Genomic DNA, 11,089 nt, shown 5'->3' on the forward strand with positions numbered 1-11,089 from the left:
GGCCGGGGGCGGGCGGCGGGCTGCGGTGGAAGCGCGCGCAGCCTTGCGGGCGTGAGCTTCTTCCCCGCCATCCGGGGTCGCCGCCGGACGGCCCGCGGCGGCCGGACGTCAACGGCACGGCGCATGAGCCGCAGCCTGAGCAGCAGCAGCGTCACCGACACCGTCAGCGCCGACAGGAATCCGGCCTGGAGCGCGCCCAGGTCCTCGGACGTGAGCGGCTCGTCGGGGAGTTCCCGCAGGCCGGACACCGGAACCAGCGGCCCCGTGTGCGGCGCGATCTGCGGCTGGGCGATCGGCGGCAGCGCCACCTGGGGTCCGCGCATGCCGGCGAGCGGATTGAACCCGGACGGGGTCAGCGGCGGGATCCCGGGCGGCAGGTTGGCCAGGCTCACCCCTGGCGGCATCGCTCCGGACGCGTCCGTGACGATCAGCTTATAGCTGCGGGACACGCTCTTGGCCTTGGCCGCGGAGGCCGCGGCCCTCAGCGTGATCAGGCCGGGCTTGGCGTCGGACGGCGCCCGCACGGTCGCCACCGTGGTGGCTCCACCGCCGCCGACAGGCCCGAGGCTCCGCGTCCGCGGGCTCACCGAGGCGCCGGACGCCGACAGCCGCAGGACGGTGCTCCCCGCCGTCGCGTACCTGGACGACACGCGCACGGTCGCGGTGATCGAGCCGCCGGGTCGCATCGTCGCCTCCGACACCGTCAGCCCGAGCGCCAGCACGGGATTCTTCGGCTCGCCGGGACCCGGGTCCGGCGGATCGACGGGCGGATCGGTCGGGTCCGGCGGATCGGTCGGGGGGTCGGTCGGCGGATCCGTCGGCGGATCGGTCGGAGGGTCCGTCGGAGGGTCGGTCGGAGGGTCGGTGGGCGGATCCGTTGGAGGATCCGTCGGCGGATCAGTGGGCGGGTCGGTCGGAGGGTCTGTCGGCGGATCAGTGGTGGGTGGATCGGTCGGGGGCGGTTCCGAGGGCGCGTCCGTGGAGGTCGCGGAGGGGTCCGGAGTGGGTTCCGCGATCACCGGGGGCGCGCCCGCCATTCCGACGACCGCCATCACGGCGAGTCCTGCCAGGACCGAACGGGCCGATCGTGAGCGCACCCTGAAAACACCTCCGCCGCGTCGCGACCTTCCCGCCGGAATTGCGTCCAATCGGATGGAAGCATGGGGCGAACAGATCATTCAACCCCGCGCGCAAAGGTCCGCTTCAGTTGCTTATGAAGCGACGATCGGACGTTCCCTGATTGTCAACAAGTGCTTGTTTCCCCGCCGAACCATGATCACGCAGCCACATCGCGCGCAGCACGGCCTCGATCGCGAAACGCGCGTCGGGATCGGTCAGCCGGTCGCCCAGGATGTCCTCCAGGCGCCGCATCCGATAGCGGACGGTCTGCGGGTGGATATCGAGCTCTTTGGCGATGCCGGCGGCCGTACCGCGGCTCACCAGCCAGGCGCGCAGCGTGTCCAGCAGCCGGTCGCGCTGCCGCGGGCTGAACCCCGCCATCGCGCCGAGGTGGCGGCGCGCGAGCTGGTCGATGAGGGCCTGGTCGGAGAGGAGCAGCAGCGTGATCAGGTGCTCCTCGCAGTCGGTCACCGGGGCGTCCCCGAGCACGCCCGCCTCCACCAGCCCGAGGGCGTGCCGCGCCCAGCGCAGCGAGTCGGCGGCCTGACCGGGCGGGACCGTCGGGCCCGCGACGAGCTGCCCGTCCGGCAGGACGCGCAGCAGGGCCTGCCGCCGCTCCGCGGTCAGCCCGCCCGGGACGACGAGGAACGGCTCGGCCGCGGTGAGGTCGGCGAGCACGTCGTCCTCCAGCGCCGCCCGGACGTACTGCGCGCCCGGCGGGGCCACGACCACGGTGACCTCGTCCGGGATCTGCCAGCCGGCCCGTCCGGCGGCGTCGGCGAGGACGCGGGGCGACCCGAGCGGACGCATCAGCAGCTCCAGCAGCCGCCGCCGGTGGCTCTCGGCCTCGCCGTCCGGCCGCGCGTCCAGGTAGCCCTCCAGCGCCAGCGCGGCGAGCTCGTCGATGTAGGCGAACAGCGCGTCGGCGAGCTGCGCCATGACCTCGGGCGACAGATGCCTGCGGGGACCGACCTTCATGATGCGGCGCCACGCGACCTGCGCGCCGAGGCGGAGCGCGGACTGGAGCGTGTCGAGCGTCCGCCCCTCCTGCGCCTCGAAGCGGCCGAGCCGCCGGTAGGTCTCGTAATGCCGCTCGCGCGGAGCCAGCGGATTCGCGACCTGCTCGACGAAATCGGTCAGGGCGCGTTCGACGCCGATTCGCAGCGCCTCCACATAGGGGCCCTTCAGCTGGCGGCCGTATTCGGGGATCGTCCCGCGCACCTCGTGGACGATCTCCTGCGCGAGGCTGGGCAGTTCCGGCCGCATCAGCACGGCGAGCCTGCGCGGCAGCCTGGTCCGCCGCCGCACGACTCCGGGCGTCATCGTCTGCGCCATCGGCACACCTCCGAGAACGCCGCCGCCGCGGGCCCTGGCGTGTCCCGCGACATGTGAGCCGAACCACATTGAAGGTAGATCACTTATGTCAGGTCTCAAGGTAAAGAAAACGCAAATTCACCAGTGTGTCAATCGGTAGTGACACTCGGCGTCCAATAAAGGCGGGGTCATCGCAGCGACGCTCTCCGGCCCCGCAACCGGTGCGCCCGCAGCACCGCGTCCAGGACGAAGCGCGCCGCCGGATCGGCCAGCTGCCGGTCGAAAGTCGCGCTGATCTGGCGCATCCTGTACCGCACGGTCTGCGGATGCAGGCGCAGCAGCCGGGCCGCCTCGACCGCATTTCCCTGCGCCTCCAGCCACGCGCCCAGGGTTTCGGTCATGCGCATTCGCCGAGTTCGCGTCATTCCCGACAGGGCCGCCAATTCCCGCCGGGCGAGCTGGTCGAGCAGCGCCCCGTCCGACAGCAGCCACAGCTCCAGCAGATGCCGCTCGCACAGCGTCGGGCCCGCGTCCTCCAGCACACCGGCCTCCACCAGGCCGAGCGCCCGCCGCGCCCACCGCAGCGAGTCGGCGGCCTCCGCCAGCGGGACGGTCAGCCCCACCGCGCCCCGGCGATCCGGCAACGCCCTGTGCAGCATCGCCCCCCGCGCCGCGTCATGGCTCCCCGGGATCAGCAGATGCGGTTCGGCGTCCGCGAGATCGGTGAGCACGTCCTCGTCCAGCGCGTCCCGCACGCACCGCGCCCCGGGCCGCAGCACCAGCCGCAGCAGCCGCCGGTGGACGCCGGACACCTCGTCCGCCGACGACTGCGCCTCCAGGTAGCCCTGCACCGACAGCGACGCCAGCTCGTCGATGTAGGAGAACAGGGCGTCGGCCAGCCGCGTCATGACCTCCGAGGGCAGGCGCCTCGTCCGCCCGACATGCGCGACCCGCCGCCACGCGACCTGCACGCCGACCCGGTACGCGGCCTGCAGCGCGTCCAGGCTCCGCCCCTGGTACGCCTCGCTTCGACCGAGCTCGCGGCACAGCTCGTCCCGCCGCTCATAGGAGTCGCGGCCCCCGGACACCTGGTCGACGAACGCCGCCATGGCCTGTTCCACGGTGACCCGGAAGGCGGCCGGCTTCGGCGTCCCCTCCTGCCGCCCGTACTCGGGCACCGACCGCCGCACCTCCCCGATGATCTCCTCGGCCAGCGATGGCAGCTCGGCGCTCAGAATGGCGATGACCTGAGGCGGAATCGGCCCAGGACGACGCCCCCGCCCAGCGAGCGTCCCCGTCATCGGCCCTCCTCCTTTCCGCCGCCGGAAAGGCCCGGTAAATGCGGCCCGGCCCCGCGAGCCGCTCTCCATTCCGCAGAGTCCCGTTCGTATTTCCGCCCGGTCGCCGTTGACAGGAAACGTCGCATAATGGCTTCCCTCCCGCGGTCAGGGGCTGGAGATGGTCTGTGCCGGGGAGATGGGGAGGGACGCTGCGAGTTCGATGGTGTCGCCCGCTGCGACCAGGTCGGGGGCGCAGCGGTAGTTGGTGAATGTGACGCTCAGGTGCGCGCCGGTGAGATTCAGAATGTGGTCGCCGCTGGTGTAGGTCGCGTCCGTCCAGCCGGGGCCGCCGTCGGGGGCGCTGACGTCCATGCGGCAGCCGTTGGACGCGTCCAGGGTGAGGTTGATGTTGCTGAACGTGCCGGTCGTCCGCCCGGCGGCGGTGTCGTAGGAGGTCGCGTACAGGTCCCATGGAAGGTTGACCACGGCGGCCGTGGTGGTGAGGGAGTCCGGGCCGGTGCAGCCGGTGAGCGAGCCCTGGTCGAACGAGATCAGGCCGTAGCCCGGCTGGTCCGCGCCCGGTGGCGCGGTCCCGGAGAAGGACGAGGCGCACCTGATCGTCCAGCCCCTGGTCGTGTTGCGGATCTCGGCGGGGGCCGTGGCGGAGACCCCGCCGCCGGGTGCGACCGTCCAGGTGCCGGCGTCCGCGTGGACGGGCCGGACGGGCGCCGTGACGAGGGCGGCGAGCACGGTGGCGAGCAGGGTCGCGAGGACGAGGGCCGGGCGGGGACCCGGCGCGGTGCACGAGGAGACGCGCATGGCCCGTTCCTTTCGGCGTGCCGGACGAGGGCAGGCCGCGCCCGCGGGGGGTGGTCGGCTCACAGGCGCGGCCTGGCTTTGCGGCTATGCCGGCAGGGAGGCGTAGGTCCGGTAGCCGACGTACTCGTTGAAGACCATCGAGTTCTTGCCCGCGGCGGACGGGACGCCCGCCTGGAGGTTGACGATCTCGTTCACCAGGCCGAAGTCGAGGGCGCAGCCGCGGGCGCCGGGAACCGAGAACGAGTTGTCGACATGGCCGACCGAGCGGATGACCACCGGGCCGTCGGTGCCGACGATCACCGGGGGCTTGCCGGTGATCGGGGTGTTCGGCGGCGGCGGGTTGGTGGTGCCGGTGATCAGGTCGAGCTTGATCGGGACGCTGTCGTTGCCGATCATGCAGCTGCCGCCGATGAACGGGTTGGTCAGCCGGATCTTCATGTTCATCTTGACCTGGAAGTTCGAGTACTGGAAGCCGCCCGCGTACTCCGGCTTGGCGTAGACGGCGGTCAGGATCGGGTCGCCGAAGATGCCCGGCATGACCAGCATCTTCTCGGACCGGAGCGTGCCGAAGATCGGCGTGTGCTCGCGGGTCGCCGGGTCGTACGACGTCGCGAACGTCATCCGGATCGGCTTGACGATGTTCTGGGTGAACTTCCCGAGCACCATCTGGCCGCTGGTCACGACCGCGTTGAAGCAGAGCGACGATCTGGGCTCCGCTCCCGCCGGAAGCGTCGGGCAGTCCGAGAAGTCGAAGGTGGGGACCGGGTCCGCCAGCGCGGGTGCCGTGGGCGCGGCCTGCGCCGGGACCGCGGCCGCCAGGGCCATCGCGGTCGCCGCGCCGGCCACGGGCAGCGCGACCTTGCCCATTCTCCTGATCACTCTGGTTGCTTTCACTTTCGGTCCTCTCTTCCTACCTGGTCGGGACCGTGGGCCGATCCCGGGCGAACAGCGATGGGAAACTGCGGCCTTCCTGGCGAGAAAGGACAGCACGACGTCTCGTTACTCCGGCTGCTTGGACATGATGATCTTCTGACCCGGATCGAAATCGAAGGAACCCTGCATGGAGGCTTGCCCCGCCGTCCACATTCCCGACGGGCAGTCGCCGGTCTGGAGATTGCTGATGAGCCCCTCCGCCTTCAACGCGTTGTCCGCATACTCGCCACCGAAAGAGGTGAAGCCGCTGTAGTTGCCGCCGGACGGCAAACGGCTGAGTGAGCCGAGACGCAGTTCGCAGGTGTCCTTGGCGCCGTCGCCGTCGACGTCCTGGTCCCGGACCGCGACGGTGAGCTGCACTCCGAACACCCGGGCATTGATCTCACCGGTCTCGCTCAGCACGTGCGAGACGTTGAAACTCCAGGGCTCCGGGTTGACCTTCACCGCGACCGGAATACCCGAAGCCCCGTAGCTGCATCCGGAGAATTCCCGCGATTTGATCGTCGCTAGCTTGAATCTCGGCTGCCAGTGCCCGTGCGGAAGGGTGAACTTCATCGTGGCCGACTCGCACCTGATCACGCGGCGCGGCTCGTCGGTCTCGGCGAACTCGAACGGCTTCGCCACGGCCGTCACTTCTCCGCCCGGCGATATCGTGACCGTCTTCGGCTCGGTGTTGGTGTCCGCGGGGCACTTCGACGGGTCCGGGTCGTTGGCGTTCAGCGTGCACCACCGGCCCGACTCCAGCTGCACGTAGTTCCCCGTCCCTGATGTCGTCGCCGTCAGCAGGGGGCTCAGATCCTCGCCCACACCGCAACCACTGAAAGCCGGCACCTCGACATGGCCGGTGTAGGTACCGCCGTCGGTGAAGTTGGTCGCCCCGATTCTGTGGTTCCCGAGGTAACTCGAAACCGTCAGCGGCATCGGGCCGGCGCCGCATTCCTCGCCGACCGCGATGGGCGTTCCGTTGACCATGACGCCCGCCACCTGGACCCGCGTGCTCGCCTTGACCCAGATCGTGTTCACCGCGACGGTGGGAATCCCGCCGGTGTTCCACATGTCAGCGCGGAAATTGGCGTTCCTGTTCCCCTTCGACTGGGCACCGGGGACTTGAGTCATCCGCGCCGTGACGGTGGTGGGCATGAACCCGAATCCCAGCATCGTCGTCCGCGACGTGGCGGGCAGCGCCAGAATGTAGCCGCGATACTGAATGTAGTTGTTGTCACCCCGATCGACCCACGCCTCGACGCTGTTCCGGATCCGCCCCTGCACGCCGAGCGGCAACGCGGCCCCCAGTTTCTTGGAGTTGGCGAATCCCGACTGGCGGGCGCATTGGGGACGGCCCGCGCTCGCGAGATACCGGGCTTCCGGCGGCGCCTTCGGAAAGTCCGAGGTGTTCACCGACATCGCCGGATCCTCGTTGTATCCGCCGCCGGGCTCGGTCGGCGCGGGCATCCCGGCGCAGGTCGGATCCTCGTCCGGAACCTGCTCGTTCGCGGCCGGGCCGCCCGCGGATTCGCCTCCGGGCGCCAGAGCGGTTCCACTGCCCGAGACAGATCCGCGAATGACCGTGCCATAGCTCTTCAGGGCGCAGACCGCCTGCACGGGCGGCGTGCCAGCACTCCCGTCGTCGCCGTTCAGTTCGAGGTTGAGGTTCGGCACGATCCAGGCCACCTCTCCCGGAGAGGCGAAGGTGACGGCGGGAACGGAACTCGTCCCCTTCAATTCGAGCGGTCCGGGACGCGACGGCTCCTCTCCGCTCGCCGCGAGACGGAAGCTCGGCCATCCCGCGTCCGTCAGCCGACCGGCGTGGCTGATGGTCACCGTGCTGCGAAGAACGGCCGACAGGCGCGCCCCCGGCACACCGGCGGCCTGGACGGGATCCTCCGCCTTGTGAACCAGCCGCTGAACGTCCGAGACCATCCTTTCCGGCAGCCGCAGCGAAAGGGTCACGCCTCCCGGCGCCAGTGCCTTTCCCGGCTTCGCCGTCAGGCTCGACCGCGAACTGGATGCGCGCATCGTGACGTCGTAGGTACCGGACGGCGTGGAGCACACATAGGAAAGCTCGTTCCCGGTCGCGGCCGCCTCGGGGAGGGGCGCGATGACGCCGCCGACGACGGCCAGCCCTGTCGCTCCGGTGCTCAGGGCCGATCTGCGGGATACGAGTCTCATGGACATCCTCGTTCGTCGGGCGGAGCCGCATCCCCGGCCCGGGGATGCGGCCCGCGCTGTTCAGATCCCGATGGCCGCCACCGGTCAGGACATGGTGATGACCGGGAACGCCGGGGGCGTGTCGATGATGTACTCGCCGTCGAGGCCGATGTGGTCGCCCACGTTGATCAGGAGCGGGTCGCAGAGCCCGTTGTCGGAGACCACCTGCAGGTTGTTGTCCGTCCTGGCCGACAGGTTGAGCTTGCCGGTGGAGTTGGTGTACCGGCCGTTGATGACGCCGTCGGTGCCGCCGGGTCCGGCGATGTCCGCCTCACATCCGTCGCTGCCGACGATGTGGGCCTTGACGCCCTCGATGCGGCCGCTGGTCACGCCGGTGCCCGCGTCGTAGGTCTCGCCGATGAGCCTCCAGGGGAGGCCCACGGGCTGGATCTCGACGAGGAGACCGCCCGGGCCGTTGCACTCGCCGCCGGCGTTGTCGGTGTGGTGGAACTCGATGCCGTCGACCGTGGCGAGCGGGGCGTTGTCGCTCACGCCGTTGTCGAGGGTCGCTCCACCGCTGGAGTCGTTGCAGGTGACGACGGCTCCGGTCTCGATGTCCTCGGCGATGAGGTTGATGCTGTTGTGGAAGGTCCTCGCGCCGCCGTTCGCGACGTTCCAGGTCGCCGCGGAGGCGGGGACCGAGGTGAGGGACAGGGCGGTGCCGGTGACGACCGCCGCGGTCAGGCTGTTGCGGATGAACTTTCGCATGTCAGTTCTGCTTCCCTTCAAGGGGTGGCTGCTCGGCTAGTAGGGACACTGACCGCGTTTTCGACAAAGGCACTCCTCTTCGCGGGACGACGTTCGGCGAGGCCCTCCGAAGCCTTTCTGTGGCATCGGCTCCGGCTCGGAACCACCCCTGCCCCGCCGCTTTGCCTACCAAGAAATTACGCGCGGGTAACCTGCTTTTCAATACCTGCCTGCAATTTTCTCGGATAATGCGTCCATCCCTCGGAAAAATTGTCACCCGATGAGTCTTTGATCTTGTTCGCCCTGGCGCCGCGACACAATGATTAGCGCGCATCATCCTCCCGTCAGCGTGTCGATGCCGGTGATTTTCCATTTGCCGCCGATGTGGACGGCGTTCACCGCGAAGACGGCGGCGGAGTGGCTCGTCTGGTTCTTGTCGGTGCGGGTGTTGCGCTGGTCGGCGAAGACGAGCAGCCGGGCGCCGTTCCCGGAAAGGGACTTCACCGCCGAGTCGGTGACCGTGGTGGTGAGCACCTGCTTCTGCTCGGGCGCCTGCTTGCGGACCAATGCGAAGAGCTCGTTGTACTGCTGGACGGCCTTTCCGGTGAGCACCTCCTGCGCGGCCTTCTCGGTCTTGGCCACGTCGGCGTAGTTGTACGAGAACGCCGTGTTGACCGCCGTGGTGATCTGTCCTTTCACCTCGGCGGTCCGGCCGTTGTCGCTGAGCGCGTCGTTCCTGGCGGACGCCGCGCCCGTCAACTCGCCGGTCTGGCCGTGCAGCCAGGCGGCGGCGACGCCGAAGGCGATGGTGAGCGCGCCGAGGAAGGTGACGAGGCGGCCGCGGGCGGTGCCGGGGAGCGCGCGTCCGAGCGTGCTGATCGCTGCCATTTCCGTGCTCCTCCCGCTCAGGGCGTTCCGGACGGCGCCTGGCCAAGGGCCGACAGTTTCCAGCCCGCCGACGTTCTGGTGAGCTGCCCGGCGAACCGGCGCAGGTTCGTCGCCGGCCGCCCGCCATCGCGGGTGATGGTGATGCTCACGGCGGCGATCACGGCCGCCTTTCCGGCACGGGTGTCGAGTTCGGTGAGGGCCGATTCGAGGACCTTCGCCGTGCTCGTCGTCTTCGCCTTCTCGATGTCGCTCTTGAGCCGCGACCGGCCCTGGACGATCTCGTCGTAGAGCTGCGCCGTCGAGGAGTCCTGCCAGACCTTCAGGCCCGCGTCCACGCTGCGGTGGTCGAGGGTGTTGAGGTTGACGATCGCCTGCCCGGCGGCGGCGAGGACCTCGTCGCGGTCGGCCGCGTAGGTCAGCGAGTCGTCACCGGACGCCGAGCGGTACGAATAGCCGAACCACCCGCAGGCCATGGCGGCGATCAGGGTCATCGCAAGGGCCACTCTGACCAGCGGGTCCCCGCGGAGGCGGCGGGACGTCTCCCGCTCTCCCGCCGGGGTCTCGGCCGGGGTCTCGGTCTCGTCGGGCTCGACCTCGGGCTCTCTCACCTCTGGGTCTGCCGTCTTCGTCTTGGTCACCTGAATTCCACCCCTTTCCTTCAGGCGGCCCGGAGGTCGCTGATGCGCCGGCCGTCGTCGTCGCGGGCCGTGACGATGAGCTGGGCCGCGACCGGCGGGCCGACGCGCTTTCCGTCGCGCGTCGCCGTCTGTTCGAGGAACACCAGCAGCACGGCCGATCCGTCGCGGGTGAGCTTGATCAGCCCGGCCTTGGCGACCTTCGTGGTGAGGGTCAGCCTCATGACCGGGGCGTTCTGCTTCACCAGGCCGAACAGCCGCCGGTAGTCGCCCCTGGCGCGGCCGGTGAGCACCTCGTCCGCGGCCCGTTCGGTGGCCGCGGGGTCGGTGTGGGTGTAGCTGAAGATCCGCGTGATCTTCGCGGAGACGTCCGCGACGACCCTGCCGGTGCGGGCCTTGTCGACGAGGGCGCGGTCGGCGGCCGGTGACCGCTCGCTCCGCCTGCCGGCCCAGCCGTCCACGGCGAGGGCGGACAGGCAGATCGCCAGGGCGAGGGCCACCGGCCACCCCAGCCCGGCGACCCGCCCGAGTGCCGGTCTGAGCGGGTGCCGGGAGGGCTTGTCCTTCCGCGGGATCGGGACGCGCCGCGCGGGCCGCCGGTCCTGTCCGGTGACGCTCATGGCGCGCTCCCCCCCGGCGCCAGCGGTCGCAGCGCGCTGATCTTCCATGTGCCGCCGACCCGCCGCAGCTCGGCCTCGAACCGTCTGCGCAGCTCGGTGCCCTCGGTGGCGCCCCCGGCGGGTGCGGTGAGGATCCGGACGGACGCGATCACCGTCGCCTCGCCGCGGTCGAGACGCGTGACGGCGAGCGCGGTGACCCGCCCGCGCGAGGCGGCCTTCTGCTTGGCGGCCCGCGCCCGCGCGGCGGGCATGTCGCGTTTGAGCGCGTCGTGGAACGGGCCGGTGGCGACGTCCAGCCAATGCGTCAGGTCGAGCTCCGCGACCTTCGGGTCGACGCTGTTGAGCAGCGCGAGGTCGCGGACGGCGGTCCGGCTGACCTCGTCCCGCGTGGCCGCGAGGTCGTGGTCGGCGCCCCGTCCCGACTGGATCAGCGACCAGAGCGACAGGCACAGGAACACGGTCGCGGCGGCCGTGAGCACGTGGCCCGCCGGACGGATCCACCGGACGGGCCCGCGGAGCACCCCGGCGTCCATCACGGGCCCCCGAGTCCGAGGAGTGTGCGCAGGTCGGTGGCGGGGGCCGGGGC

Annotated in this window: 11 protein-coding genes; all 11 read right to left on the reverse strand. The window is 70.5% G+C overall.

The window, feature by feature from the left end; all coding sequences use genetic code 11:
• Positions 1-722 (reverse strand): hypothetical protein (locus E1287_RS44375; protein WP_207934730.1); only part of this gene is annotated, 722 nt, incomplete at its 3' end.
• A 481-nt stretch (positions 723-1,203) separates the two neighbouring features.
• Complete coding sequence (locus tag E1287_RS39095; RefSeq protein ID WP_131970486.1) at positions 1,204-2,454, reverse strand: PucR family transcriptional regulator; 1,251 nt, start codon at positions 2,452-2,454, stop codon at positions 1,204-1,206.
• Between the two features lie 167 nt (positions 2,455-2,621).
• A complete protein-coding gene (locus E1287_RS39100) occupies positions 2,622-3,734 on the reverse strand; it encodes a PucR family transcriptional regulator (protein WP_131970488.1) in 1,113 nt (370 codons plus the stop codon).
• Between the two features lie 144 nt (positions 3,735-3,878).
• The gene (locus E1287_RS39105) at positions 3,879-4,532 is read right to left on the reverse strand and encodes a hypothetical protein (protein ID WP_131970490.1); all 654 of its coding nucleotides are present in this window, start codon (positions 4,530-4,532) and stop codon (positions 3,879-3,881) included.
• Positions 4,533-4,616: 84 nt separating this feature from the next.
• Complete coding sequence (locus E1287_RS39110; protein WP_131970492.1) at positions 4,617-5,426, reverse strand: hypothetical protein; 810 nt, start codon at positions 5,424-5,426, stop codon at positions 4,617-4,619.
• A 105-nt stretch (positions 5,427-5,531) separates the two neighbouring features.
• On the reverse strand, positions 5,532-7,634 hold the full coding sequence (locus E1287_RS39115; protein WP_131970494.1) for a hypothetical protein: 2,103 nt from the start codon (positions 7,632-7,634) through the stop codon (positions 5,532-5,534).
• An 84-nt stretch (positions 7,635-7,718) separates the two neighbouring features.
• The gene (locus E1287_RS39120) at positions 7,719-8,381 is read right to left on the reverse strand and encodes a hypothetical protein (protein WP_131970496.1); all 663 of its coding nucleotides are present in this window, start codon (positions 8,379-8,381) and stop codon (positions 7,719-7,721) included.
• Between the two features lie 312 nt (positions 8,382-8,693).
• Positions 8,694-9,248: a hypothetical protein gene (locus E1287_RS39125; RefSeq protein WP_131970498.1), complete on the reverse strand. Its 555-nt coding sequence runs from the start codon at positions 9,246-9,248 to the stop codon at positions 8,694-8,696.
• Positions 9,249-9,265: 17 nt separating this feature from the next.
• Positions 9,266-9,886 (reverse strand): hypothetical protein, encoded by a 621-nt coding sequence (locus tag E1287_RS39130; protein ID WP_243719738.1) that lies wholly within the window; start codon positions 9,884-9,886, stop codon positions 9,266-9,268.
• Positions 9,887-9,906: 20 nt separating this feature from the next.
• On the reverse strand, positions 9,907-10,503 hold the full coding sequence (locus E1287_RS39135) for a hypothetical protein (protein WP_131970500.1): 597 nt from the start codon (positions 10,501-10,503) through the stop codon (positions 9,907-9,909).
• Entirely contained in the window at positions 10,500-11,036 is a 537-nt protein-coding gene (locus E1287_RS39140; RefSeq protein WP_131970502.1) for a hypothetical protein, read from the reverse strand. The genes E1287_RS39135 and E1287_RS39140 overlap by 4 nt, the downstream gene beginning before the upstream one ends.
• Positions 11,037-11,089 lie beyond the last annotated feature (53 nt).

Origin of the sequence: Actinomadura sp. KC06, from assembly GCF_004348735.1 — a bacterium.
Taxonomy (GTDB): Bacteria; Actinomycetota; Actinomycetes; order Streptosporangiales; family Streptosporangiaceae; genus Spirillospora.

Bases quoted from the DNA above. Each gene is read 5' to 3' on its own strand.
- E1287_RS39125 (WP_131970498.1), bottom strand. From the start codon at position 9,248: ATGGCAGCGATCAGCACGCTCGGACGCGCGCTCCCCGGCACCGCCCGC.
- E1287_RS39105 (WP_131970490.1), bottom strand. From the start codon at position 4,532: ATGCGCGTCTCCTCGTGCACCGCGCCGGGTCCCCGCCCGGCCCTCGTC.
- E1287_RS39140 (WP_131970502.1), bottom strand. From the start codon at position 11,036: ATGGACGCCGGGGTGCTCCGCGGGCCCGTCCGGTGGATCCGTCCGGCG.
- E1287_RS39120 (WP_131970496.1), bottom strand. From the start codon at position 8,381: ATGCGAAAGTTCATCCGCAACAGCCTGACCGCGGCGGTCGTCACCGGC.
- E1287_RS39095 (WP_131970486.1), bottom strand. From the start codon at position 2,454: ATGGCGCAGACGATGACGCCCGGAGTCGTGCGGCGGCGGACCAGGCTG.
- E1287_RS39135 (WP_131970500.1), bottom strand. From the start codon at position 10,503: ATGAGCGTCACCGGACAGGACCGGCGGCCCGCGCGGCGCGTCCCGATC.
- E1287_RS39115 (WP_131970494.1), bottom strand. From the start codon at position 7,634: ATGAGACTCGTATCCCGCAGATCGGCCCTGAGCACCGGAGCGACAGGG.
- E1287_RS39100 (WP_131970488.1), bottom strand. From the start codon at position 3,734: ATGACGGGGACGCTCGCTGGGCGGGGGCGTCGTCCTGGGCCGATTCCG.